The 24363-nt window shown below is 72.0% G+C and carries 20 protein-coding genes; 10 read left to right on the forward strand and 10 right to left on the reverse strand.

Going from position 1 to position 24363, the window contains the following annotated elements; genetic code table 11:
• Nucleotides 1-173: 173 nt before the first annotated feature.
• A complete protein-coding gene (locus O0S08_RS14760; protein ID WP_269039775.1) occupies nt 174-575 on the forward strand; it encodes a hypothetical protein in 402 nt (133 codons plus the stop codon).
• Nucleotides 576-808: 233 nt separating this feature from the next.
• Here the strand turns inward: O0S08_RS14760 and O0S08_RS14765 are convergent, their stop codons facing one another.
• The 5 genes from O0S08_RS14765 to O0S08_RS14785 form a co-directional block, all read right to left on the reverse strand.
• Entirely contained in the window at nt 809-1120 is a 312-nt protein-coding gene (locus O0S08_RS14765) for a hypothetical protein (protein ID WP_269039776.1), read from the reverse strand.
• Nucleotides 1121-1374: 254 nt separating this feature from the next.
• Nucleotides 1375-2202 carry a hypothetical protein gene (locus O0S08_RS14770; RefSeq protein ID WP_269039777.1) on the reverse strand — a complete coding sequence of 276 codons (828 nt, stop codon included), beginning with the start codon at nt 2200-2202 and terminating at the stop codon, nt 1375-1377.
• Nucleotides 2203-2267: 65 nt separating this feature from the next.
• Entirely contained in the window at nt 2268-3326 is a 1059-nt protein-coding gene (locus O0S08_RS14775; protein ID WP_269039778.1) for a NusA N-terminal domain-containing protein, read from the reverse strand.
• Nucleotides 3327-3530: 204 nt separating this feature from the next.
• Nucleotides 3531-4940 (reverse strand): STAS domain-containing protein, encoded by a 1410-nt coding sequence (locus O0S08_RS14780; RefSeq protein ID WP_269039779.1) that lies wholly within the window; start codon nt 4938-4940, stop codon nt 3531-3533.
• A gap of 86 nt (nt 4941-5026) precedes the next feature.
• The gene (locus O0S08_RS14785; RefSeq protein ID WP_269039780.1) at nt 5027-6373 is read right to left on the reverse strand and encodes an STAS domain-containing protein; all 1347 of its coding nucleotides are present in this window, start codon (nt 6371-6373) and stop codon (nt 5027-5029) included.
• A gap of 124 nt (nt 6374-6497) precedes the next feature.
• Here O0S08_RS14785 and O0S08_RS14790 point away from each other — a divergent pair, with 124 nt between their 5' ends.
• Nucleotides 6498-7685, forward strand: coding sequence for a trans-sulfuration enzyme family protein (locus tag O0S08_RS14790; RefSeq protein ID WP_269039781.1), 1188 nt, complete (start codon nt 6498-6500; stop codon nt 7683-7685).
• Nucleotides 7686-7761: 76 nt separating this feature from the next.
• On the opposite strand, the gene O0S08_RS14795 is transcribed toward O0S08_RS14790, so the two are convergent.
• Together O0S08_RS14795 and O0S08_RS14800 are read right to left on the reverse strand one after the other, a co-directional pair.
• Nucleotides 7762-9306: a response regulator gene (locus O0S08_RS14795; protein ID WP_269039782.1), complete on the reverse strand. Its 1545-nt coding sequence runs from the start codon at nt 9304-9306 to the stop codon at nt 7762-7764.
• On the reverse strand, nt 9303-11297 hold the full coding sequence (locus O0S08_RS14800; RefSeq protein WP_269039783.1) for a response regulator: 1995 nt from the start codon (nt 11295-11297) through the stop codon (nt 9303-9305). The genes O0S08_RS14795 and O0S08_RS14800 overlap by 4 nt, the downstream gene beginning before the upstream one ends.
• Before the next feature lie 126 nt (nt 11298-11423).
• Here O0S08_RS14800 and O0S08_RS14805 point away from each other — a divergent pair, with 126 nt between their 5' ends.
• The 4 genes from O0S08_RS14805 to O0S08_RS14820 all read left to right on the forward strand — a co-directional run bounded on the left by O0S08_RS14805 (nt 11424) and on the right by O0S08_RS14820 (nt 14087).
• Complete coding sequence (locus tag O0S08_RS14805) at nt 11424-12038, forward strand: biliverdin-producing heme oxygenase (protein WP_269039784.1); 615 nt, start codon at nt 11424-11426, stop codon at nt 12036-12038.
• Complete coding sequence (locus O0S08_RS14810; protein WP_269039785.1) at nt 12035-12688, forward strand: cobalamin B12-binding domain-containing protein; 654 nt, start codon at nt 12035-12037, stop codon at nt 12686-12688. The genes O0S08_RS14805 and O0S08_RS14810 overlap by 4 nt, the downstream gene beginning before the upstream one ends.
• Complete coding sequence (locus O0S08_RS14815; RefSeq protein ID WP_269039786.1) at nt 12685-13395, forward strand: hypothetical protein; 711 nt, start codon at nt 12685-12687, stop codon at nt 13393-13395. Before O0S08_RS14810 ends, O0S08_RS14815 begins: the two co-directional genes overlap by 4 nt.
• Before the next feature lie 173 nt (nt 13396-13568).
• On the forward strand, nt 13569-14087 hold the full coding sequence (locus O0S08_RS14820) for a GNAT family N-acetyltransferase (protein WP_269039787.1): 519 nt from the start codon (nt 13569-13571) through the stop codon (nt 14085-14087).
• Between the two features lie 105 nt (nt 14088-14192).
• Here O0S08_RS14820 and O0S08_RS14825 read toward each other — a convergent pair whose 3' ends face one another.
• Nucleotides 14193-14483 carry a hypothetical protein gene (locus tag O0S08_RS14825; RefSeq protein ID WP_269039788.1) on the reverse strand — a complete coding sequence of 97 codons (291 nt, stop codon included), beginning with the start codon at nt 14481-14483 and terminating at the stop codon, nt 14193-14195.
• Between the two features lie 505 nt (nt 14484-14988).
• Between O0S08_RS14825 and O0S08_RS14830 the strand changes: the two genes are divergently transcribed.
• Nucleotides 14989-17442, forward strand: a complete 2454-nt coding sequence (locus O0S08_RS14830; RefSeq protein ID WP_269039789.1) for an acylase — start codon at nt 14989-14991, stop codon at nt 17440-17442.
• A gap of 5 nt (nt 17443-17447) precedes the next feature.
• Entirely contained in the window at nt 17448-19886 is a 2439-nt protein-coding gene (locus O0S08_RS14835; RefSeq protein WP_269039790.1) for a hypothetical protein, read from the forward strand.
• Between the two features lie 27 nt (nt 19887-19913).
• Here O0S08_RS14835 and cutA read toward each other — a convergent pair whose 3' ends face one another.
• A complete protein-coding gene (gene cutA / locus O0S08_RS14840; protein ID WP_269039791.1) occupies nt 19914-20246 on the reverse strand; it encodes a divalent-cation tolerance protein CutA in 333 nt (110 codons plus the stop codon).
• A gap of 149 nt (nt 20247-20395) precedes the next feature.
• Here cutA and O0S08_RS14845 point away from each other — a divergent pair, with 149 nt between their 5' ends.
• Entirely contained in the window at nt 20396-20986 is a 591-nt protein-coding gene (locus O0S08_RS14845) for a hypothetical protein (protein ID WP_269039792.1), read from the forward strand.
• A 91-nt stretch (nt 20987-21077) separates the two neighbouring features.
• Here the strand turns inward: O0S08_RS14845 and O0S08_RS51045 are convergent, their stop codons facing one another.
• A complete protein-coding gene (locus O0S08_RS51045) occupies nt 21078-22607 on the reverse strand; it encodes a c-type cytochrome (protein WP_276082597.1) in 1530 nt (509 codons plus the stop codon).
• A gap of 189 nt (nt 22608-22796) precedes the next feature.
• Here O0S08_RS51045 and O0S08_RS14855 point away from each other — a divergent pair, with 189 nt between their 5' ends.
• Complete coding sequence (locus O0S08_RS14855) at nt 22797-24230, forward strand: FG-GAP repeat domain-containing protein (protein WP_269039793.1); 1434 nt, start codon at nt 22797-22799, stop codon at nt 24228-24230.
• Nucleotides 24231-24363: the final 133 nt, after the last annotated feature.

The following is a 24363-nucleotide window of genomic DNA, read 5'->3' on the forward strand; positions in this document are numbered from 1 at the left end:
GAGGCCACAGCGATTTCGCGCGGGCGGTGATCGTGGGATCGTGGGGCGGGCGAATGTCGGGAGTCGGCGCAATCGCGGGTGGCGTGAATCGTCGCTGCGAATGCGCATGGAGGACGGCGGGCAAGAATCAGAGGTTCGCGCTCCGGGCCGGCCGTGGTATCGTTCGCAGGGCCATGATCTTCGAGGACAGGCATAAGCTGTTGGCGCGGCTCTACCACCGCTCTTTCGTGCTCTACCGGGCCAGCGGGCGCGATCGCGGGCGATTGCACCAGCGCCAGTGGGCGCGGGGCTTCGTCGCCGACGACGACGACGATCCGCTGGGGACCATGGAGCTCCTCGCCGTCGACGTCGGCGGCTATGTCTCGACGCTCGCCGAAGGAGGTATGGTGAGGGCGCCGGCCGAGGCGCTGCGGCACCTGCGGCGGTTGCCGGTCGTCGAAGATCCGGAGCTCCAGCGCTTCGCCCGGGACCACGGGGCGGAGTACCCGAACATGATGCGTTACTTGCGAATGCTGGAGCGGTGCCGCCGCGAGGCGATGGCCCTGCTCGCAGCGGTGCTGCGCCCGTCGACGTGACGGCAGGATTCATTCGCGGGTGCCGCCCGGCGTAGTTCGCCGGAATTTTCGAGACCGGCCGGTATAGGCGCGGTCGCTGGCTCATCCTTGCCTCCGCCGCTCCATTGCCGGCCTTGCCATCATCGAAGCCTCGCTGGCCGGAAGAGCGGGCGAGTTCGCGGTCGATATCGGCGAACTCGACCGGTGGCGCGCGCAGGCGCGGCCTGGCGGTCGCCCGTCGTTCGCGCGCAGGCTCAATCGAGCATGTGGCAGATCAGCCCGAGCGCGACGAGTCCCAGCCCCAAGGAAGGCAGAATGAGCAGGAGACGGGCCACCTCGCTCTCGATGAAGGCCGCGATGGCACCGAGGAGCGCCAGCGCGGTGAGCAGGATGAACAGGCCGGTGATGAACACGCCGACCGCCGCCAGACCGCCATCTCCACCGCCGCTGCCGAGCACGGCCGACAGCGCGATCGAGCCATGGACGAACACGAGCAGAGCGGCCAGCGGAAACACGTTCTTGGGGTACGGCGGCGGGGGGTCCGACAGGCCGGAGGGGTTCATCATGGCGACCGAACCATAACACCCCTCGCTCGCGAGCGGACCGCAGGGGCCGACCGGCCGCGCTCTGCAGCCACGTGCCGTCGTTGCACCATCGCTCGTACCAGCAGCACTGGAGTCGTGCGGACGCCGCGGTGCTCGAACCATCCGGCGGTCTGGACCTGGGGCCGGGCCGTCCTTCCCCATGGCGACGTGGATTCGCGGCGAGGGGGGATGGTGATCGCCGTCGGGCCGCCGGTGCGCGCAGCCGCGGCGGGACGTCAGTGCGTCGGCGCGGATGGACGGGGCGGCTGCTGCAGGCCGTCGTGGCTGGCGAGGAAGCGGAAGTAGGTCCGCTGCACGCGCCACCAGCTCCACAGCGAGGTCCAGCCGAGCGCGAGGCCGACGGCGAGGGCGCCGGAGTGCTTGCCGTGGCCGTCGATGCAGGCCCAGAACACGAGGGTGAAGACCGACACCGCGGCGACCGGGGTGAAGGCGTGGAGGCGCGCGCGGAGCGGCTGCCGGGGCCGGGCGGGGTCGACCCACTGCCAGGTCCGCGGGAGCGGCGGCAGGAAGGCGGCGAAGGCCCAGGCGAGCGCGAGGACGAGGCCGGGCCAGACTGCGAGGACCCAGGTCGACAGCGAGTGGGGCACGCGGATGACGCCGGCAGGGCCGCCGGTCCAGTGAGCGCTCACCGTGGCGTCCCACACGACCAGGCTGACCGCGATCAGCGGGGCCAGGACGGCGAGCGTGCGGGTCAGGCGGATCCGCGAGCGCAGCGAATTCATCCACGCGAGCGCGCCCTCGTCGCCGCGCAGGCGGGCCTCGATGCGGTCCTGCGCGAACGGGTCGTCGGCGCGGGGACCGTCGGCCCGGGCGGCGTCGACGTGACTCAGGCGCGCCCACTGCTCGGCGCCGCCGAGGATGGCGTCGTAGATCTTGTCGAACACTGCGCCCAGCAGATAGGCGGCGCCGACCATCGCGGCCAATACGTGGATCCGGCTCAGGACGTCGGGGTCGGCCCACGGATCGACGAATGGCAGGAACAGGACCACGAGTGTCAACATTCCCGCGAGCAATTGCTCGAGCGCCATCTCGGCGGTGTTCATGGCTGTCGCTCCGCGCGCGAGGTCGCCTCGGGCCGACCGGCGCAGAGTCGAGACCAGCGCATGAATCAGACCTCGGGCCGCTGCGGAAAACCGGGGAGGGCGAGGCTCAGCAGGGCGTAGAACCACTGATCCGCCCTGGGGTCGAGCTCGAAGTCGAAGTGCAGGCCCATGCCCCTCGGCTCCCACGCCAGGAGGCCGCTCCGCGCCGCGATGGCGATCACGCCGAGCCACGCTTCGAGCGAAGGCGCCTCGACGGTCGGCCCGGCCGCGTCCTTGGCCCACTTGACGACGGCGCCGGTGGAGAGGTCGAGGCAGTACGCGGCGCCGTCGAGCCCGAACACGGGCAACCAGCTCGCGTTCCACCACGCCTCGTCGACCTCGCCGCCTTCGCGCAGGACCTTCATGACGTGGTTCATCATGTCGCGGTGCGCGAGCGCGTCTGCCAGCGACAACAGCTCGCAGCCCCTCCAGGTGAGCGGCTCGGCGTCGCCTGCCTCGCTCGGTCCGAATCGCTCGTGGAGCGCGACGAGGCCGCTCGTCGTCGGCCCCAACTTGCGCGCCAGTTCGAGCTGCTCGGGCGAGGCTCCTGCGCGCTGGACCTCGGCGCCCCTCTCGGCGAGGAAGCGGGAAATCATGTCCAGAGCTTCGGGGAGCGACGGGAGGTTGACGGGGCGTCCGAACCGCCAGGGCATTCGCCGGTGCGGCCACAGCGGGCGCATCCACTCCGGCCGTCCGGCGAAGGGGAGCCCCGCGGCGAGGACGTCGAGCGGCGGGAGCAGCTGCGCGTAGGGCTGCTGCGAAGTGAGGACTGCCTGGTCGGCGTCCTCGTCGCGGTAGAACACCTGCAGCAACAGCTCGTCGCCCGGCTCGCCGCCGAGCGCGGCTGCAGTCTCGAGATCCATCTCCGTGGTCGCCCGCGACGGTTCGACGCGCTCGACGACGCGGACGACCTGGTAGACGTCGATTGCGTTCGTGTCGGGGTTGAATCGTGCCTCGAGCTCGCGTTCGCGGCCCCACGCCTCGGCGGCGGCGTCCACGACGGCGCGCTCGAGCTCGAGAGTCACCGCGTCGGACTCGCGCGCTTGTTCGCGGGCGATACGCCCGATCTCGGAGCCGAGCCTCATGCGAACCGAGTACCGCAGGAGCAGATGAGCGCGCAAGGGGTCGCTCGCCCGCGTCGGCGGGCGCGCGTCGAGTTGCGGGCGACGTGGGCGATGCCCTCCTGCAAGGTCGGCAGGGTGACGACGCCGCGGAGGTCGACGTCGAGGCCGACGAGGGTGCGGGCGACGGCAGGAGCCGATGAGCGCGCGAGGGGTCGCTCGCCCGCGTCAGCGGGCGCGCGTCGAGTTGCGGGCGACGTGGGCGATGCCCTCCTGCAAGGTCGGCAGGGTGACGACGCCGCGGAGGTCGACGTCGAGGCCGACGAGGGTGCGGGCGACGTCGGGGCGGATGCCGGTGAGGATCGGCTCGACGCCGAGGAGGCGCACGGCCGCGGCGGCGCGCAGGAGGGCGCCGGCGACGGCGGTGTCGGCGTGCGGGACGCCGGTGATGTCGAGGATCGCCCAGCGGGCCTTGCGGGCGGCGCAGCCGGTCAGCAGGACGTCGAGGATCTGGTCGGCGCGGACGCGGTCGAGGGCGCCGACGATCGGCATGGCGACGAGGTCGTCGCCCAGCGGGATCAGCGGGGTCGAGCGCTCGGCCAGCGCCTGGGCCTGGGTCCGGATCAGCTCGTCGCGGATGTGCATGCGCTCGGCCTCGGCCCGGTTGCGCTCGGTGACGTCGAGGTAGACGACCACTGCGGCGAACATCTCCCCGTTGTCGTCGCGCACCGGGGCGGCCGCGAGCTCGAGCGTGAGGATGCCGCCACCCTCGACGTGGCTCATCACGTCGACGACGCCGGTGTGCGGCCTGCCGGTGGTGAGCGTGCGGTAGAGCGGCAGCTCGACGTGGGGGAGCGGCTCGGTCGTGCCCCGGCGATAGACGTCGAAGGCCTCGTAGTAGGTCCGGCCGTCGTCTTCGATCCGGGTCTTGCCCAGAGTCTCGACGCCGATCTGGTTGGCGAGCAGCGGCTTGTGCGTGCCGGCCTCGGCCATGTAGACGCCGACGGGCAGGTTCTCGAGCACCGCGGTCAACATCCGCCGCTGGCGCTCGGCCTGCCGCAGCGACTCCTCGCGCTCGGCCAGCAGGCGGCGGCCGGCGAGGAACGAGGCTAGCCCGAGGGACAGGATCTTCAGGACATAGCGCTCCTCGCCGGTGAACGACCGCGGGGCGCGGAAGTGGAGCACGACGACGCCGATGACGCGGCCGGCGGCCTCGCTGTGCAGCGGCAACATGGCCTGGGCGGCGATGCCGAGGCCGGCCATGAGGTCGCGGTAGGCGGCGTCGCAGCGCGGGTCGCCGGCGATGTCCTCGAGCAGGACCGGCGCGGTCTGGTCGTACCAGAGCCGGGAGATCGAGAGGTGCGAGCGGAGGTCGATGTCGACGGCGGAGGGGTTCGGGTCGACGACCGCGGCGTCCGCGAGCCAGCGGCCGACGGGGCGGGCGTGGGTCGGGACGCCGTCCGCGAACACGGTGGTGCGGTGGAGGTCGACGGCGAACGGGCCGAGCGGGCGGAGATAGACGAGCGCCGCCTCCAGCAGCCCGATCTCGCTGCGCGCCTCCGCGAGCCCGGTGAACACTGTGGCGAGGATATTCGCGGTCGCGGAGGACAGCTCGATCGGGGCGGCGGCGTCGGTCATACGGAAGGGGCGCCCACGGTAGCCCGGGTCCGCGCGGCGTTCACAGGTCCGCGCACGTGCCCGCGGCGCGCGCCCGCGCGGACGGCTCAGTGCCGGCGGTCGCGGGCGGCGTGGAAGATGCCGTCTTGCAAGGTCGAGAGGGTGACGAGGCCCTTGAGATCGACGTCGAGGCCGACGAGGGCGCGGGCGACTTCGGGGCGGATGCCGGTGAGGATCGGCTCGACGCCGAGGAGACGCACGGCCGCGGCGGCGCGCAGGAGGGCCCCGGCGACGGCGGTGTCGGCGTGCGGCACGCCGGTGACGTCGAGGATCGCTACCCGGGCCTTGCGCGCGGCGCAGCCGTCCAACAAGGTCTGGACGATCTGGTCGGCGCGCTCGCGGTCGAGGGTGCCGACGATCGGCATGGCGACCACGCCGTCGCCGAGCGGGACCAGCGGGGTGGAGCGCTCGGCCAGCGCCTGCGCCTGGGCCCGGATCAGCTCGTCGCGGTAGGCGCTCCGCTCGGTCTCGAGGCGGTTGCGCTCGGTGACGTCGCTGAAGGCGACGACGGCCGCGAACATGGCGCCCTCACCGTCGTGGATCGGCGCCGCGTTGACCTCGATGGTGATCCGATCGCCGCCGGGGCGCACGATGTCCATGCCGCCCTGGGCCGGTTGACCGGTGGTGAGGGTCTGGACCAGCGGCAGGTCCTCGGCCGGCATGATCTCGTCCTTGCCGACGCGCATGCACTGATAGACGTCCTGGTAGTTGTCGGCGCGCGCCTTGGGGTCGACGCCGCGGCCGAGCATCTGGGCGCCGAGGTTGTTGACGAGCAGGACCTTGCCGGTGCCGGCCTCGGCGAGGAAGACGCCGACCGGCAAGTGATCGAGGATGGTGTGGAGGGTGCTGCGCTCGCGCTCGAGGGCGCGGAGGGCCTCGCGCTGACGGACCAGGTGGCGGTGCGCGACGAGGAAGGTGGCGAGGCCGCGGGCGAGCACCTCGAGGCCGTCGCGGTCGCCGGCGTCGAGCTCGCGCGGCTGGGCGAAGTCGAGGCGCAAGGCGCCGATGACGTCGAGGGCGTCGCTCCGCAGCGGGGCGATCGCGGTGGCGGCGACACCGGCGGCCTGCAGCGCGGTCCGGGCGGCGCTGAAGCGCGGGTCGGTCGCCACGTCGGCGACGAACACGGGGCCCTGGCGCCAGCGCAAGTCCTGCGTGTCCGGCAGCGGCCCCGCATCCAGGGGGACGGATCCCTCGGGCGCCCAGCGAGCCAGACGCCCGCCGCCGTCGTCGAGCAGCTCGACGCCCCGCGTGCCGACGGCGGCGAAGAACGGGCCGCAGGCGGCCAGTAACTCGGTTTCGTTGGCGGCCCGCGTGAGCCCGGTGAACACGTGGGCCAGCGCGGTCTCCAGGGACGCGGAGGTTGGAGAGAGGCGGTCGAAGGTGCTGGGGGCCATGGATCCTCGGGAACTTCCCGGTGCAAAGTTCCCATAGATCCACCGTGTCCGGATCGGTTAAGTTCGCGCGGACAGCGCGATTCCGCGCGTTGCGCCCGACGACCCGATGCGCGACGGTGCGCCCGTGACCGGGCCGTCTCGCCTCTCCACGCTCGCCGTTCACGCCGGCGAGCGCCATCCGAACCCCGACAACGCGATCGTGCCGCCGATCGCGTGCACAGCGACCTACACGTTCCGCGACACGGCGGAGCTCCGGGATCACTTCGAGGGACGGCTCCAGCGCGAGGAGTACGGCCGCTACGGCAACCCGTCGGTGGCGGCGGTCGAGCGCAAGCTGGCGGCGCTCGAGGACGCGGAGGAGTGCGCCCTGTTCGCCAGCGGGATGGCGGCGATCTCGACGACGCTGTTCGCCCTGCTCCGCAGCGGGCAGCACGTGGTGCTGACGGCCGACGGCTACCGGCGCACGCGCCAGTTCGTGACCGAGCTGCTGCGCAAGTTCGGGGTCGAGGCGACGCTGGTCGAGCCGGGCGACCACGAGGCGCTGGCGGCGGCGATCGTGCCGGGCAAGACGCGGGTGGTGCTGGGCGAGTCCCCGACGAACCCGTACCTGCGCGTGGCGGACCTCGACCGCCTGGCGGCGATCAAGGCCCAGCACCGCGGGTCGGGCCTGAAGGTCGTGATCGACGCGACCTTCGCCACGCCGGTCAACTTGCAGGCGCTGCGCCGCGGGGCCGACCTGGTGGTGCACTCGGGCACCAAGTACCTCGGCGGCCACAACGACCTGCTGGCCGGGGCAGTGTGCGGCTCCGCGGGCCTGGTGGCGGCGATCCGCGACCTCCGCGGGATGCTCGGCGGGGTGCTCGACGGCCACAGCGCGTACCTGCTGCACCGCGGGCTCAAGACCCTGGCGCTCCGCGTCGAGCGCCAGAACGCCAGCGCGCTGCGGATCGCCGGCTTCCTCGAGGGGCACCCGGAGGTCGAGCGCGTGTTCTACCCCGGCCTGCCGTCGCACCCCGACCACGCGGTCGCCCGCGAGCAGATGCGCGGCTTCGGCGGGGTCGTCAGCTTCCTCGTCCGCGGCGACCTCGACCGCACGTCGCGCTTCATCGACGCCTGCCAGGTCCCGCGGATCGGTCCGTCGCTCGGCGGGGTCGAGAGCCTGATCGAGCAGCCGGCGCTGATGTCGTTCTTCGAGCTGTCGACGGCCGAGCGCGAGGCGATCGGGATCCGCGACAACCTGATCCGCCTGGCCGTCGGCGTCGAAGACGTCGAGGACCTGATCGCCGACCTCGATCGCGCGCTGCGGACCTGAAGGTCCGAAGGGGCAGGTCCGAAGGGGCAGGTCCATCGGGGCATGTCCTCGCGGACATGCCCCGAAGGACAGCGGCTCACGCCTTGGGCTGGGCGGCGGCGACGATCCGGCGCAGGTTGGCGAGCTTGATCGGCTTGACGACGTGCTCGTCGAAGCCGGCCTCGTGGGCGCGATCGCGGTGCTCGGGCGAGCCGTAGCCCGACAGGGCGATCAGCAGCGGCGAGTGGCCGTCGAGCTGGGCGCGGACGCGGCGGGCGACCTCGTAGCCGTCGATGCCGGGCAGGCCGATGTCGACGAAGGCGACGTCGGGGCGCTCGGCGAGGGCGGCGCGGACCGCCGCGAGGCCGTCGGCGGCCTCGGAGACCTCGTGGCCCTGCAGCTCGCACAGCTTGCGCAGCATCTTGCGACCGTCCTCGTTGTCGTCGACGACGAGGATCTTCCGCCGGGCCAGGGCCGGGGCCGGCTCGCTCGCGGGGGGGGCGACGAGCTCGCGCGCGGCCTGCAGCGGCAGCCGGATCGTGAGCTCGGTGCCGAGGCCGAGCCCGGGCGAGGCGGCGGCGATCGTGCCGCCGTGGAGGTCGATCAGCCCCTTCGCCAGGGTCAGCCCGATCCCGAGCCCGCCGTGCGAGCGGTCGAGCGAGCGGGTGGCCTGGGCGAACAGGTCGAAGATCGTCGGCAAGGTGGCGGCGTCGATGCCGATGCCGTGGTCGCGCACGACCAACTCGGCGTGGCCGTCGACGCGGGCGAGGCGGACCTCGATCGCGGTGCCGGGGTCGGAGTACTTGCTGGCGTTGTCGAGCAGGTTGGTCAGCACCTGCTCGACGCGCCCGCTGTCGGCCGAGACCGGCACCGGCCCCGGCGGCAGCTCGACGCGCACCGTCTGCTGGCGCGGCTCGGCGACCCGCTGGCGCATGACGTCGGCCACGCGCGCGACCAGCGGGGCGAGGTCCATCGGCTCGCGGTGCAGCTCGATGCGGCCGCGAGTGACGCGCGAGACGTCGAGCAGGTCGTCGACCAGGCGGGCGAGGAGGGTCAGCTGGCGGCGCATGATCTCGCGCGTCTGCCCCTCGAGCTCGTCGTGCGGCGGGAAGCGGTCGAGCACCGGCAGGCCCATGTGCAGGGCGGCCAGCGGGTTGCGCAGCTCGTGCGCCAGCATGGCCAGGAACTCGTCCTTGCGCCGGTCGGCCTCGACCAGCAGGCCGTTGCGCGCGACCAGGTTGGCCTCGGCCTCGTGCAGGCGGAGCAGCGCGCGCACGGTGGCGATCAGGTCCTGCGGCTCGAACGGCTGGGTGAGGTAGCCGTCGGCGCCGGCCTCGACGCCCTCGACGCGGTTGTCGGAGGTGACGAAGGTCGCCGAGGTGTGGAGGATCTTGATGTCCTTCGTCCGCGGGTCGGCCTTGAGCCGGCGGCACACCTCGAAGCCGCCGATGTCCGGCAGGCGGACGTCGAGGACGACGAGGTCCGGCTTGCTCCGCGGGTCCTGGGCGAGCGCGATCGCCTCGTGGCCGGTCGAGGCCTCGGTGACCTGCATGCCCGCGTTCTTGAGCATCTTGGAGACCATGTAGCGGTTGGCCACGTGGTCGTTGACGTTGAGGATCTGTGCTTTACGGGTGTCCCTCACGCTCCACCTCGTTCGCCGGGCGAACGCTCGCGGATGCCCGCGTGCCGGAGCGCGTCGCGAATGCGGTTGATGGCCAGCTCGCGCGACAGGTGCTCCTTGGAGAGGATCGCCTCGGTGCTCTCCGCCAGCCGCTGCCGCTCCTCCACCGGGAGAGCGTGCGAGGTGACGATGATGACGGGGATCGGGCGAGTGCGCGGGTCGGCCTTGAGCTGATCGATGACGTCGAACGCGGTCATGTTCTCGAGCAGGAAGTCGAGCAAGATGACGTCGGGGCGCTCGCTGCGGGCCAGCTGGACGCCGGTGGAGCCGTCGGCGGCCTCCAGCAATTGATACGGCGTCGACTCGAGGAACTTCTTGATCAGGTAGCGCGCGGCCGGCTCGTCGTCGACGACGAGGACCTTGGCGCCGCGGCCGGCGGCCAGGGTCTGCAGCTTGCGGATCAGCTTGTCCTCGTCGACCGGCTTGAGCCAGAACTCGTCGGCGCCGAGGGCCCGCGCCCGCGACTCGCGGTTCATCACCGTGCACACCAGCACCGGGATGTCGTTGGTGGCCGGGTCGCGCTTGACGTCGGCGAGGAAGGTCCAGGTGTCCTCGCGCTCGAGCATGACGTCGAGCAGGATCGCCGAGGGCCGCACCGTCTTGAGGATCGTCCGCGCGTCCTCGGTGGTGCGCGCCGGCAGCACCTGGAAGCCGGCCATCGACAGGTAGCGCTCGTAGACGAACACCGAGGTGCGGTCGTCCTCGACCACCAGCACCGGCGCGCGGGTCGGGTCGGGCGTGCGCGCGGCGAGCTCGAGCTGGCGGAACGCGTCGATCTCGGCGTGCTCCAGCGGGATGGTGAGGCAGAAGCTCGAGCCGACGCCGGGCGTGCTCTCGAGCTCGATGCGGCCGCCGAGCGCCCCGGCCAGCTTCCGGGCCAGCGGCAGGCCGAGGCCGGTGCCGGTCGCGGCGTGCTGGAGGGCGCCGTCGATCTGCACGAACTCCTCGAAGACCCGCGCCTGATCCTCGGGCGCGATGCCGATGCCGGTGTCCTCGACGACCACGCGCAGGTCGTCGCCGTCCACGAGCCGCGCGGACACGCGGACCACGCCGCGCTCGGTGAACTTCAGCGCGTTGGCGATGAGGTTGCGGAGGATCTGCCCGAGCTTGCCCTGGTCGGTCTCGAGCTCGACCTCGGGCGCCGGCTCGAACACCAGCTCGACTGCCTTCTCGTCGCGCACCAGCGGGCGCATGGTGCCGCGCAGCGCCGCCCAGAAGTCGCGCAGGGCGAAGCGGGCGGCCCGGATCGGCAGGTTGCCGGCGTCGAGGCGCGACAGGTCGAGCATGTCATTGATCATCCGCGACAGCTCCTCGGCCGAGTCGCGGATGAAGGCGACCTGGGTCTGCTGCTCCTCGTTGAGCGGGCCGTCGGAGGCCGACAGGAGCAGGCGCGACAGGCCGAGGATCGAGTGCAGCGGGGTGCGGAACTCGTGGCTGACGCCGGCGACCAGGCGGCTCTTGATCTCGGCCGAGGTGCGCAGGCGATCGGCGTGTTGCTCGAGCTCGGCGTGCAGCGCCCGGATCGCCTTGTTCGACTCCTCGAGCCTGGTCTTCTGCCGCGCGAGCTGGCGGTTGAGGGTGACGATCTCGTGGACGGAGCGGGCGGCCTCGTGGAGCGAGTCGGCGTAGTCCTGCGACAGGAGGCTGCCGAGCAGGGCGACGCGACCGTCGACCGGCCGCGCCGAGAACGACACGGTGACCGGCTTGCCGCCGAGCACGAGCGCGACCTCCCACGCGGTCACCGGCTCCTCGGCCGCCTTGCGCAGCAGGTCGGTCCACTTGTCCTCGCAGCCGGGCACGACCGCCGCGCCGAGGTTGGTCGCCGCTCGCAGGCCGTGCTGCTGGGCTCGCGAGTCCGCCCAGTCGATGCGGCCGTCGTGCGTCACGATCAGCGCGAGCTCGCGGCTGAGCGCTTCGAACGTGGCTTCGAGTGTGGAGGGCGTCGCGTGCATACGGCTGAGCGCGGAGGCTCTCCCCTGTTTGGCCCATACACAGGCTCGCGTCGACCCACGAGGGAAAAATGTTAGGTAAGTCACCCTCGGCTTGACCCGGCGCCGAGAGCGGAGCACGGTGGGATCGTGATCGCCGGCCGCGAACCACTTCGCCGGCTCAAGGAAGACACGGCCGATCTCCACCAGCAGGCGGAGGTCCACGTGCGAATCCTCGACGCCGACGCGACGCTCACCGACTACCGCCACTACCTGGCGGCGATGCTCGGCTACCACGAGTCCGTGGAGGAGCTGCTGGCGGCGCACGAGGGTCTGCGCGCGGTCGGCTTCGACGCACCGCGGCGGCGCAAGTCGCCCATGCTCGCGGCCGATCTCGGGGCCCTGGGCGAAGACCCCAGGGCGGTCCCGCGATGCGGTGCGCTGCCGCGGGCGACCTCTCTGGCGCGCGCTCTCGGGGTCGCCTACGTGATCGAGGGTTCGACGCTCGGCGGCCGCTACATCCTCGCCAAGCTGCCGCCGCCGCTCGCCGCGCTGCGCGGCCAGGCGACGGCGTTCCTGGCCGGCTACGGCGCCGAGACGGGCGCGTACTGGCGGGCCTTCGCGGCGATCGTCGCGAGCGCCGTGGTCACGCCGGCCGACGAGGCCGAGGCGGTGGCCGGGGCCCGCGAGACGTTCGAGCGCTTGATCGGCTGGCTGGCCCCGCGGACGCGGGCGGCCGGGGCTTTGTGGCGGGAGGCGTCATGACCCCGGCGCTGCAGCAGCTGCGCGAGTGTTACCTGCGGGCCCAGCTGGCGGGCGACCGCCGCGAGGCCGTGCGATTGGTGCTCGAGGACGGCCTCGGCGCCGGGGCGCAGATCGACGAGCTGCAGACGCACGTCATCCGCGCGGCGCAGGACGAGATCGGCCGGCTGTGGCAGCTGAACCGCGTCAGCATCGCCCAGGAGCACATGGCGACCGCGATCTCGCATATCTCTCTGGCGGCGCTGTTCGAGCGCGCCACGCCGAAGGCGGCGCTCGGCAAGACCGTGGTGCTCGCGTGCGTCGAGGGCGAGCTGCACGAGCTGCCGGCGCGCATGGTCGCCGACGCGCTCGAGCTCGAGGGCTTCGACGTGCGCTACCTGGGCGCCAACGTGCCGACCGATGATCTCGTGGCGGTGATCCGCGACGAGCAGCCGGATCTGATCGGCCTGTCGGTGACGATGAGCTTCAACGTGCCGGCGCTGCGGGCCGCCGTCGCCCGCGTGCGCGAGGTCAGCGACCGACCGGTGTTCATCGGCGGGCACGCGACCCGCTGGTCGCCCGGCCTCGCGCGCGAGCTCGACGTGGCGCAGGCGGGTGACAGCGCGGCCGAGCTGGTGGCGACTGCGCGCCGCCTGGTGGAGGTCGAGCCGTGAACCGCCACGAGGCCCTGATCGGCCAGCTCGAGGCGGCCCGCGATCGCCTGACCGAGCGCGTGCTCGAGGAGATGTACGCCGACCCGTTCTGGCGCGAGCGCTTCGGCGAGCGCGCCGACAAGCACGGCCGCCAGGACGGTCGCTTCCACGTGCAGTACCTGCAGCAGGCGCTGGCCGAGGGTGACCCCGCGGTGCTGCAGAACTACGCGCGGTGGTTGCAACAGGTGCTCACGGCCCGCGGCATGTGCACGCTGCACCTCGCCGAGAACTTCGAGCGCCTGGCCATCGCCATCAGCCACGAGCCGTGGGCCGATCGGCAGGCCGCGGTCGATCTGCTGCGGGCCGCCAAGGCGGCGCTCGCGTACAGCGACGGGCTGGCCGGCGAGGTCCAGCACCGCTGCGACACGATCGTCCTGGGGGCGGCGGTGGCGCTGGCGGGGGCCGGCGACGACGAGCCCCTGCAGGTCGCGGAGCTCGCCACTCTGGTGTCGTACTGCGCCGACGCGCTGGCGCTGGCCTCGCCGCAGGTGCTGGCGAACCACGTGGCCTGGCTCGGGAGCTACTTCGACCGCCACGGCCTCCCGCGGGCGCGGCTGGTCCGCCGCCTCGAGGCGATCCGCACCGCCTTCGAGCAGCAGCTCCCCGGTCGGGCGGCGCTCATCGAGCTGTTCGAGCCGGCGCTGGCGGCGGCGAACCGCAGCGATTGATGTGGATGATGGGACATGTTCGTGAGGACATGTCTGATTCGCCATGCACGCCGGGTCGACGCGCGACGGCGGGGGCTCCCGGGACCCGGGCGGGGTCTGCGAGGGAGGCCTGTCGTCGCCATGGGTCGCCCGACGCCTACGCGAGAGCAGCGTGACGTGATAAGAGGGACGTCATGGGCTCGGACGCGCCTTCGATTCGACACGCACGACCGGAGGACGCTCCGGGGCTCGCGGCCGCCGAGCGGGCGATCGCGCGCGTGCCGGGGATGCTGGCGTCGAGGCCCGAAGAGATCGACGACGACGCGGTTCGAAGGATGATCGTCGACCTCGAGGAGCGCGGCCGCGGCATCTATCTCGTCGCCGAACGCGCGGGCACGATCGTCGGGCACGCGCTCCTGGAGCCGCTCTCGCTGGCGGTGACGGCACACGTGGTCCGCCTGACGATCGCCGTGCACGAAGGGCACCAGAGCCAGGGCGTCGGGAGGGCCCTCATGAACGAGCTCCTGCGCTGGGCGCGGTCGGACCCTCGCGTCGAAAAGGTCGAGCTCCAGGTGCGCTCGTCGAACGATCGCGCGCTCGCGCTGTATCGATCGCTCGGGTTCGTCGAAGAGGGGCGCAAGACGCGGCGCTTGAAGATCGGGCCGAACGCGTACATCGACGACGTCTACATGGCGCTGTGGGTCGGTCCGTAGCGCGTCGACGTCGGTGCGTCGCGAGCCGGTCCAGGGCCCTTGAATTCGCTTCCTCGCGCGGTGCGGCGCGACAGGCTGCGGGGCCGCCGTCATCACTGTTCGGCCTCAGCCGGGGCAACCGTCCTCGTCGTTCTTGCCGTCGATCGTCTCCGGGTGCAGCGGGCACTTGTCGTCGGTGCCGTGGATCCCGTCCCGATCGGGGTCGGTGTCCTTGCATGCATCGTGGGTGCAAAGGACGGATTCGGCGGGAGGGTCCACGGTCGCCGGCGCGCTCGCGGCGGGAGCGACCGGCGCTGCGGGAGGACGCGCGGCCTCCTGGGGGGCGCGGGCACAGGCGGCGAACGCGAACCCGAGCGCCAGCTCGACGAGGATGTTGCGACGGGGACAATGGTTCATGGCCGGTTCCAGAGTACCGAGCCCGGCGCGTTCGATCGATCTCGGCGGCGGGGTTCCTGCGTTCGGTGGAGAGCCGGGCGCACGTCACGGTCAGGCGCGTGACGACACGCTGAAGCGAGTCCATTCGCGGCCGCTCCATTGCGCGGTCTGTCTCACTGTGCTGATTCCGCGAGACATTCCATTGGGCGGCGCGCTTGTTCGTCGATGGGGCCGAGGGGCCCGACACGTTCGTCGACCTCGGGCCGGGACCTCCCGACCGCGAGCACCGCGACGCCCGTCGAGGCGCGGCCCGGCCGTTCGGCGCCCCCGAACCTCGCCTGGATCTCGCGTGAGGAACCGAGGCATGGGGGGCGCCGGGCGGCCTGCTCGCGGCCGTCCGGCCGCGCCCGGGGGTCGATGCACGGGAGCTCGCGGCGTCGGCCGCCGCCTCGCAGCGATGGCAGCCCGGGCCGGCGAGGGCGCCGCGCTTGCGCCGCTCTGCGGCGGCGCGTTAGCCTGGCGGGCGATGTTGCGCAAGCTCGCCGTCCTCGCGCTCGCTCCGCTGTTCGCCTGCGGTTCGACCACCGCCACCACCACCGAGACGGACGGCTCGAGCTCGACCGGCGACAGCGACACCGCGGGGACCACCGGTGAGCCGGCGTATCGAGCGACGATCCGCCGCACCAGCTTCGGCGTCGCCCACGTCCTGGCCGACGACCTCGGCAGCGCGCTGTTCGGCCAGGCCTATGCGTTCGCGCAGGACCACGCGTGCACTCTGGCCGATCAGATCGTCAAGGTCCGCTCCGAGCGCGCCAAGTACTTCGGCCGCGGCAGCGGCGACGCGCACCTGACCAGCGACTTCGCCTATCAGGCGCTCGAGGTCGGGCTGCGGGCGCAGCGGATGTGGGACGCGGCGCCGGCCGAGGTCCAGACCGCGATCGAGGGCTACGCCGCGGGGTACAATCAATACCTGCGCGACACGCCGCCGGGCGAGCTGCCGTCCGACTGCGCCGGAGCGCCGTGGGTGAAGGAGATCGAGGCGCTCGATCTGGTCCGCTACTACGTCGACCTCGGCCTGCTCGGCAGCGGCAATCAATTGGTCGGTTACATCGGCACTGCGCAGCCCCCCGGGGTGCCGTCGAGGATGCCCGGCGGGCCGCTCGCGGGCCTCGGCACGCTGACGAGCGGCGGCTTCGGCAGCAACGGCTGGGCCCTCGGCGCCGACAAGACCGCGAGCGGCGGCGGCATCGTCGTCGCCAACCCGCACTTCCCGTGGACCGGCGAGCTCAAGCTGTGGGAGAGCCACCTGACCGTGCCGGACGAGCTCAACATCTACGGCGTCGGCCTGATGGGCGTGCCCGGGGTGCTGATCGGCTTCAACGACGAGCTCGGGTGGACGCACACCTTCTCGGCGGGCACGCGCTTCACGTTCTACAAGCTGACCCTCGACCCGAACGACCCGACCGCCTACCTGTACGATGGGACATCCCGGCCGATGACCGCCAAGACCTTCGAGGTCGAGGTCGCGGGCGAGGGCAAGGTGTCGCGCACGCTGTGGTACAGCCACTACGGGCCGATGCTCAACGTCGACCCGATCGGCTGGTCGACCGACGTCGCGCTGACCTACCGCGACGCCAACATCGAGAACCCGCGGCTCATCGAGCAGTTCCTCGGCATGGACCGGGCCAAGAGCCTCGATGAATTCAAGCAGGTGTATCAGACGGTGCAGGGCATCCCGTGGGTGAACACCATGGCCGCCGACAAGCACGGCGACGCGTGGTACGCCGACGCCTCGGCGACCGCGCAGATCAGCGACGCCGCGATCGCCGGCTGGCAGGCGGCGATCGAGGACGACTTCCTCACCGGCCTCCTGTATCAGCAGGGCGGCCTGGTGGTGCTCGACGGCAGCGACTCGACCTACGAGTGGCAGGACAGCGGAGACGCGCGCGCGCCGGGGCTGGTGCCGTTCTCGGGCGTGCCGCAGCTCGCCCGCCGCGACTTCGTGTTCAACGCCAACGACTCGTACTGGCTGGCCAACCCGGCCGAGCCGCTCGAGGGCTTCTCGCCGCTGCACGGGTCCGAGCGCGCGCCGCAGTCGCCGCGCACGCGGATCAACGCGATGCTGCTGCAGAACGACCCGCGCTTCCCGGTGGCCGGCGACGACGGCAAGTTCTCGCTGACCGAGGTCAAGGCGGCGATCCAGGGCAATCATTCGCTGACCGCCGACCTCGTCCTCGACGACCTGCTGCAGCGCTGCGACGCGCAGCACCTGATCGAGGTCGCCGGCGCCACCGTCGACCTGCGCACGATCTGCGAATTGCTCGGCGCGTGGGACCGCCGCTTCAACCCCGACAGCGTCGGCGCGGTGCTGTTCCGCGAGTACCTGGCGGCCTACGGCGCCGACTCGGTGCTCGACCGCGGCTCGCTGTTCAACGCGCCGTTCGACCCCGAGGACCCGGTCCACACGCCGCACACGCTCAAGGCCCCGGCCGAGGGCCAGGTCGACGGCGCCCTGGTGGCGCTCGGCGAGGCGGTGATCAACCTCAAGACCGCCGGCGTGCCGCTGTCGGCCCCGCTCAAGCAATTGCAGCGAGCGCCGCGCGGGAGCGTCGAGATCGGGGTGCACGGCGGGTTCGCCAAGGAGGGCATCGCCAACGTGGTCGGCTACAACGCGGGCCTCAACTCGACGCTGCTGCCCAAGGTCTACCGGCCGGAGACGGTCGACGGCACCGCGGGTCTGACGGAGCGCGGCTACGTGGTCAACTACGGCTCCTCGTTCGTGATGGCGGTCGAGTTCGGGCCCGACGGGCCGCAGGGCGAGGCGTTCCTGACCTACTCGCAGTCGGAGGACCCGCGCTCGCCGCACTTCCGCGACCAGACCGAGCTGTTCTCGCGCAAGGAGTGGCGCCCGCTGCTGTTCCGCGAGGCCGACATCGCCGCCGACCCCAACCTGCACGAGACCGTGGTCGAGGGCGGGTGACGCCGATGCGCGCGTTCTTCCTCTACGCCGGGATCGCTCTGGTCGCGGGCTCGACGCTCGCGCTCGAGATCTTGCTGACGCGGATCACCAGCGTGATCGCGTGGTACCACCTGTCGTTCTTCGTCATCGCCCTGGCGATGCTCGGCATGACCGCCGGCGCGATCTACGTGTTCATGCGGCCAGGTCGCTTCGGCCAGGCGATGGTGGTCCGCCGGCTCGCCCGCAGCTCGGCGCTGTACGCCGCGCTGGCGCCGCTGGCGGTCGCGTGGACGATGTCGGGGCCGCTCCTGCCGGTCATCGACCTGATGGGCTTCTTCGCCCTGCTCGGCTTCGGCGCGGCGCTGGCGGTCCCGTTCGCGGCCGCCGGGGTGGCGCTGACGCTGGCGCTGACGCGGACCGGCCTGCCGCCGGGCCGCGCCTACGGCTGCGACCTGCTCGGCGCGGCGGCCGGCTGCGGCCTGGTGATCCCGCTGCTCGACGCGGTCGACGCCGCCAGCGCGGTGCTGGTGGTCGGCGCGATCGCGGCGCTCGGTGCCCTGGCCTTTGCGACATGTGACGAAGACCCTGGCGAAAGGCGCAGGTCCCTCGGGACATGCGGCGCGCTGGCGCTGGCGCTGCTGGCGTTCGCCGGCTTCAACGCGGCCGCCGAGGCGCCGCCGCTGCGCCCGGCGTGGGTCAAGGGCGTGCGCGAGGACCCGCGCGAGTTCATGCACGTGGCCTGGAACACGCACTCGCGGGTCACGGTGGGCACGCAGATCGCCCTGCCGCCGTACCTGTGGGCGCCCGGGCGCAACATGCCGCTGGAGGCGCGGGCGCCCATCCAGCAGCGGGTGCTGAAGATCGACGGGGCGGCGGCGACGCTGATGGCCGAAGGGGCGGCCTCGGACCACGCGTACCTCGACTGGGACCTCAGCACGTTCGCCCACCGGCTGCGCCCGCACGGGCCGGCGGCGGTGATCGGCGTCGGCGGCGGCCGCGACGTGCTGGCGGCGCTGCGCACCGGCCACTCGCCGGTGGTCGGGGTCGAGCTCAACGCGGCGATCGTCGACCTGCACCGGCGCTCGATGGCGGACTTCTCGAGCATCGCCGCGCGCCCGGGCGTCGAGCTGCACACCGACGAGGCGCGCAGCTTCTTCTCGCGCGACCGCCGGCAGTACGAGGTCATCACGATGTCGCTGATCGACACGTGGGCCTCGACCGGGGCCGGCGCCTACAGCCTGTCGGAGAACGGGCTGTACACGGTCGAGGGCTGGCTGGTGTTCCTGCGCCGCCTGGCGCCCACCGGGGTGTTCACCGTGTCGCGCTGGTACAAGAAGGAGTCGCCCGGCGAGACCGCCCGCATGCTGGCGCTGGCGATGGAGGCGCTGTGGCAGCTCGGGGTCGAGGAGCCGCGCGCGCACCTGCTGCTGCTGCAGGTCGAGAGCGTGGCCACGCTGCTGGTCTCGCCGACGCCGTTCACCGCCGCCGACCTCGACCTCATGCAGCGCGAGGCGGTCCGGATCGGCGTCAACATGGTGCTCACGCCGCGCCGCCTGCCGGCCCAGCCGCTGCTCGCCGAGCTCGGCGCGATCGAGGACCGCGCCGCGCTGTGGCAGTGGGCCGAGAACCAGACGCTCGACCTCACGCCGCCGACCGACGACCGCCCGTTCTTCTTCAACATGTTGAAGCCCGGGACCTGGCTCGAAGGACAGGAGGACGTCAGCGAGCTCGACCTCGGCTTCCTCGGCAACCTGCAGGCGACCCAGACGCTGGTCTACGCGACGCTGGTCAGCCTGCTGCTGACGCTCGCGGCGCTGCTCGGGCCGCTGGTGGCCCGGCGGCGGCCCGAGGAGGCGCGACCGGCCGAGCCAGGGGCGCGCGCGCTGGCGCCGGCGACCCTGGCGGCGGCGCTGGCCTACTTCGCGCTGATCGGCCTCGGCTTCATGTTCGTCGAGATCGCGCTGCTGTCCCAGGTCGGGGTGTTCGTCGGCCACCCGACGCTGTCGCTGGCGGTGGTGCTCGGCGGCATCATCCTGTCCGCGGGCGTCGGCAGCCTGCTCAGCGGCAAATTGGCGGTCGAGCGCGGCGGGGCGATCGCGTGGCTGTTCCCGCTGATCCCGGCGCTGATGGTGGTGGCGGCCCGGCTGGCGACCGGCCCGGTGACCGAGAGCTTCGCCGGCGCCGAGACCTCGGTGCGCGTGCTGCTGTCGATCGCCCTGATCGCCCCGCCCGCGCTCGGGATGGGCATCTGCTTCCCGCTCGGCCTCCGCCTGGTCGAAAGGGCAGGCGGCCACGCGGTCACGCCGTGGCTGTGGGGCATCAACGGGGCGTTCGGCGTGTGCGCCAGCGGCCTGGCCCTCGGGACATCCATGACGTGGGGCATCTCGACGACGATGGCCGTCGGCGCGGCCTGCTACCTCGCGCTCGTCGCCTGCGCGCGCAAGCTCGTGCGCGCGAGCGCGTGACGGGACGGGCCCCCTGTTTCTCCTCGCTCAACCCGGCCGGGTCACTGCGCGCAGCCACTGCAGGTAGGGCTCGCCGCAGGCGCTCGGCTGGAGGGCGACGACCTTGGGGACCGAGTAGGGGTGGACCTCGGGGATGGCCGCGTAGAGGGCGTCGAGGCGATCGGGGGTGGTCTCCAGGACGACGAGGGCCTCGTCGTCGCTGCAGATCCGGCCCTCCCACCAGTAACGCGAGCGCACCAGCGGGACGATGTTGCCGCAGCCGACGAGGCGCCGCTCGAGCAGCTCGAGGAGGATCTTCTCGGCCTGGTCGGGAGGACAGGTCATGAGGATGACCTGGATGTCGGGGGCGCCGCCGTGCATGGGTCGAGTTTAGCGCATCCGGGAGGATGACTCGTCGCCCCGGGACGCGTCCGGGACGCAGCGCGCGCGGGGATCCTCGGCGACCGCGCCGCTCCGGAGGCCTGGACGGGGACGCCCGCGAAACCGCCCCGCGGAGGAGCGGCCGAACCATGACCGCGATTCATCGGCGAGGCGCGAGCGGGATGATGGCGGGGAGAGAGGCGCTGGGAGCGATGAATCGGCGCGGCGAGGTCGCCGGGGCGGTCGCCGGGACCGCCGCCGATCTCTCGCGCTTGCCGGACGAGCACCCTCGTTCATTCTGCACGGTCGAGCCGCGTGCGGCCCACGTGCGCTCGAGAAGGAGGAGTCCGATGGCAATGCATAGCTACCTCGTCACCAACGGGGTGCCGATCCGGCGATCCGTGGGGGAACACCAGGTGATCTTCATCGAATGGAGCGACACCGTCGAGCTCGACGGGATGAAGCGAGTCATGATCTCGTCCGACGTGTCGGGGAGCGGCGGAGTGATCGTCGACAACGATATCATCGTCAATGGACGGCGAATCCCCAAAGGGTTCGATTCGACCTTCGCGGACCCGATGAAACGCCTCGGCCAGCCGGTGGAGGCAGCGTACGCGCCGATCCCAGCCGTCGATATCACGGGCGACATGCGGCACGACCGACGCGTCTACGTCCAGTTGGTCGATTTCGGCTATACCTACGGCAGCTCTCGGCTCTATGTGGTCGTCCTGACGGATTAGGCGGCGGACGGAAGTCGAGCCGTTCTTCCTCGGCCTCCGTCGGAATGAGAGGACCGCGAGCGCGGACGAGGGTCGCGCGCCGGTCCCATGCTCACAGCGTCTTGAGGTACTCGATCACCGCGGCCCGGTCGCTCGCGCTGAGCGCGTCGCCGAAGGTGTGGCCGCCGTTGCCGTAGCCGGGCTGGGTGGTGTCGTAGATCTTCTTGCGGACGTCGGCCGAGGGCTCGCCCGCCTGGCCGTGGTCGAGCGCCTGGTGCTGCCAGCCGAGGTTCGCTGGATCGTAGTCGGTCGATTCGTGGCTGCGCGTCCAGTAGGTCGGGCGCGAGGGGCTGTCGAGCAGGGCGGCGACCGTCGGCACCGAGCCGTTGTGCAGGTACGGCGCGGTCGCCCAGATGCCGTCGAGCGGCGGCGCGACGTAGCCGACCTGCGGCTCCAATCGAGACACCTCGCCGTAGAACCCGTCGTTGAACCAATCGACGTAGCGACCGGCGAATTGCGAGGCGTCGGTGGAGAGCGCGGCGTCGGTGCCGATGACGTCGAGGTCGACGAGCAGGTTGGGGTAGGTGTCGCTGTCGCCGTAGGTGCCGTGGCAGCCGCTGCAGGTGGCGGCGAACACCTCCGCGCCGGCGGCCGCGAGCTCGGCGTCGATCGCGAACGGATAGGCGGGCGCCTCGATGGTCAGGATGTAGGCGCGGATGTCGGGGAAGTACTCGTCGATCGCGCGCGCCTCGTCGATGTCGTCGGTGCACAGGGTCGACGCGGCCATCATCGTGCGGGCGTGGTCGCCCCGGCCGGCGCCGACGTAGAACATCGCGTGCTTCTTCTTCATGTGCCACCACGGCGGGACATCGACCGGGGTGACGACGACCGGCGGCAGGTCGAGCAGCGGCTCGTCGAACCATTCCATGGTGTCGGGGTCGCGGTGCGAGAACAGCACCGCGGCGATGTTGTCGGCCGGGTTGGCGCCGAGCGTGAGCGTCTGGGTGTACGGCTCGACGGCGTTCAGGCGGGCGACGAAGCGCTGCAGCTCGGCCTTCTCGGCCGGGTCGTCGAGGAGCAGGTCGGCCAGCGCCGCGCTGCCGCCGACCTTGACCGTGAAGTCGCCGCTGGCGTTGCCGAGGCCGACGAACAGCTTGCCGTCGATCTCGCCGGCGTGACATTGTAGGCAGTTGGCGCTCACGAGCTCGACCCCGCTGGCGCCGACGAAGGCGGTCTTGTCGTACGGCAAGGTCGCGTTCTTGCCGTCGCGCCCGGGCAGGCGCAGCGCCTCGGGGGCGTCGGTGAACACCTGCGAGTAGGCCGTCCAGGGGATCCCGCAACTGACGTAACCATTGTTGACGAGGGCGCGATAGCCCTCGTCGGGATCGCCGTCGCGCTGCGGGTCGGCGGGGATCGGGCGCAGCCCGTCGGTCGATTTGCCGGTGGTCGATGTGCCGGTGGTCGACGTGCCGGTGGTCGGCGCGCCGGTGGTCGGCGTGCCGGTGGTCGATGCGCCGGCGCCGGTGGTCGGGGTCCCGGTCTCGCTGCCGGCCGCCTCGCTGCCGCCGCCGGTCGTCGCGGCAGGGCTCGCGCACGCGAGGGGGAGGGCGCACGCCAGGGTGATGGAGAGGGGCCGGGGCATGGTCTCATCGTAACCGGATCTAGCGACCGACGCGACGCGACGGGAGACTTCGGAGCGCGATCGACATGGCCTTTCGGACATGTCAAGTCAGGCGCCGGGGCCGGCCCGCGGGCGCGCATTCTCGCGCGATTCCTGGATGGTGTGCCTCCGCGGTTGCTGACCCGAAACCGTCGCGGCTACTCTGGGCTCATGAGGCGATGGTTTGGTCTGGGAGTTGGGGTGGTGGTGGCGTGCGGGCCGACGCCGCCGCCGGAGAGCGACACCGACGGCGGCAGCTCGAGCGCGGCGACCACCGGCGGCGGGTCGATGACGGGCGGCGGGCCGACTTCCCCGCAGCCGAGCACCGATCCGACGATCACGACGGCCGCGCCGCCGACGACGGGCGCGGTGACGACCGAGATCGATCCGCCGACCACCGGCCTCGAGACGGCCACGGAGCCGCCGACGACCTCGAACACCTCGACCACCGGGACGACGGGCGAGGAGTGCGTCGACGCGAGCGGATGTCCTCCGGGACAGGTGTGCATCGCCGGCGCCTGCGTCGGCGTCGCGGAGGTGCCGAGCTGCGACGTGCCGTCGGTGGTGACGACGATCGTCCCGCTGATGCATCTGCCGACGTCGCTGGTCGCGGCGGACCTCGACAGCGACGGCGACGTCGACATCGCCGTGGGGGCGCCGGCGATCTCGGTGATCGAGGTGCTGTTCAACACCGGGGTCAAGGACTTCGTCACGAGCGAGCTGATCGCGCTGGTGCCGGCGACCGGCGACCTGCAGCTGGCCGCCGGCGACCTCGACGTCGACGGCGACACCGACCTCGCGATCGCGCAGGAGGTGGCGAGCGACGTCAACGTGCTCGTCGGGGAGGCCGGGCTATGGACGGTGAAGCCGAAGCTCGACGCGCAGAGCGGGACGCGGCGCGTCTGGTTCGCCGACGTCGACATCAACGGCAGCGTCGGCGGTGACCTGGTGACGATCGGCGAGTCGAGCCCCACGATCGGCACGTGGATCGGCGACGGCTTCGGCAACTACCAGGCGGGGCCGTCGTTCGACCTGCCGGTGTCGCTGGCGGTCAGCGTGGTCGACGCCTCCGGCGACGCGCTGTCGGATCTGGTCGGGCCCACGAGCCTCGACGGGTTCACCACGGTGCGCGTGTTCTCGCGGATCGACGGTGCGGGCTTCGAGGAACAGGCGACGCTCACGGCCGGCGGGACCGTGATCTCGCAGGCGCTGGCGGGAGAGCTCGACAACGTGGTCAGCCGCGAGATCGTCGCGTTGACGCAGGACGACGTCGGCGGCCTGGTGGCGGTGTGGCGGGCGCCGCAGCCCGGTCAGTGGGAGGCGGCGCCGCTGCTGGCTCGAGCGCCGGCGAGGTTCACGGGCGGCCTCCTGGCCGACGTCAACGACGACACCTTGCTCGATCTGGTGGTGGTCGGCGAACAGGCGACGGTGTCGGTGATGTTCGGCGGCGGCGACGGTTCGTTCTTCTGCGAGCACACCTTCGAGCTGCTGGCGCCGGCGCCTCGCGAGCTGCTGGCGGTCGGCGACGTCGACGGCGACGGTCGCCTGGAGATCGTCGCGGGCGCGCCTGATCTGAAAGAGATCCAGGTGATCGCGACGCTGTGATGGTCGTCGCTCGATTGCGCGTACAAGGATGCGGATCGGCTCGTGGCTGCCGACGTCGCAATGTCGATGGGCACTAATGAGCAGCGCGAACTCGCGCTGCGAATTTGCTCGGCTTGACACGGCTGCGCGGCCG

The organism is Nannocystis punicea, assembly GCF_026965555.1.
Lineage (GTDB): Bacteria > Myxococcota_A > Polyangia > Nannocystales > Nannocystaceae > Nannocystis > Nannocystis punicea.

What these genes read in the sequence shown, in the direction of transcription:
- O0S08_RS14760 (WP_269039775.1), top strand. Translation starts at nt 174, where the DNA reads ATGATCTTCGAGGACAGGCATAAGCTGTTGGCGCGGCTCTACCACCGC.
- O0S08_RS14825 (WP_269039788.1), bottom strand. Translation starts at nt 14,483, where the DNA reads ATGAACCATTGTCCCCGTCGCAACATCCTCGTCGAGCTGGCGCTCGGG.
- O0S08_RS14800 (WP_269039783.1), bottom strand. Translation starts at nt 11,297, where the DNA reads ATGCACGCGACGCCCTCCACACTCGAAGCCACGTTCGAAGCGCTCAGC.
- O0S08_RS14775 (WP_269039778.1), bottom strand. Translation starts at nt 3,326, where the DNA reads ATGAGGCTCGGCTCCGAGATCGGGCGTATCGCCCGCGAACAAGCGCGC.
- O0S08_RS14810 (WP_269039785.1), top strand. Translation starts at nt 12,035, where the DNA reads ATGACCCCGGCGCTGCAGCAGCTGCGCGAGTGTTACCTGCGGGCCCAG.
- O0S08_RS14785 (WP_269039780.1), bottom strand. Translation starts at nt 6,373, where the DNA reads ATGGCCCCCAGCACCTTCGACCGCCTCTCTCCAACCTCCGCGTCCCTG.
- O0S08_RS14845 (WP_269039792.1), top strand. Translation starts at nt 20,396, where the DNA reads ATGACCGCGATTCATCGGCGAGGCGCGAGCGGGATGATGGCGGGGAGA.
- O0S08_RS14765 (WP_269039776.1), bottom strand. Translation starts at nt 1,120, where the DNA reads ATGATGAACCCCTCCGGCCTGTCGGACCCCCCGCCGCCGTACCCCAAG.
- cutA (WP_269039791.1), bottom strand. Translation starts at nt 20,246, where the DNA reads ATGCACGGCGGCGCCCCCGACATCCAGGTCATCCTCATGACCTGTCCT.
- O0S08_RS14780 (WP_269039779.1), bottom strand. Translation starts at nt 4,940, where the DNA reads ATGACCGACGCCGCCGCCCCGATCGAGCTGTCCTCCGCGACCGCGAAT.
- O0S08_RS51045 (WP_276082597.1), bottom strand. Translation starts at nt 22,607, where the DNA reads ATGCCCCGGCCCCTCTCCATCACCCTGGCGTGCGCCCTCCCCCTCGCG.
- O0S08_RS14835 (WP_269039790.1), top strand. Translation starts at nt 17,448, where the DNA reads ATGCGCGCGTTCTTCCTCTACGCCGGGATCGCTCTGGTCGCGGGCTCG.
- O0S08_RS14855 (WP_269039793.1), top strand. Translation starts at nt 22,797, where the DNA reads ATGAGGCGATGGTTTGGTCTGGGAGTTGGGGTGGTGGTGGCGTGCGGG.
- O0S08_RS14830 (WP_269039789.1), top strand. Translation starts at nt 14,989, where the DNA reads ATGTTGCGCAAGCTCGCCGTCCTCGCGCTCGCTCCGCTGTTCGCCTGC.
- O0S08_RS14770 (WP_269039777.1), bottom strand. Translation starts at nt 2,202, where the DNA reads ATGAACACCGCCGAGATGGCGCTCGAGCAATTGCTCGCGGGAATGTTG.
- O0S08_RS14820 (WP_269039787.1), top strand. Translation starts at nt 13,569, where the DNA reads ATGGGCTCGGACGCGCCTTCGATTCGACACGCACGACCGGAGGACGCT.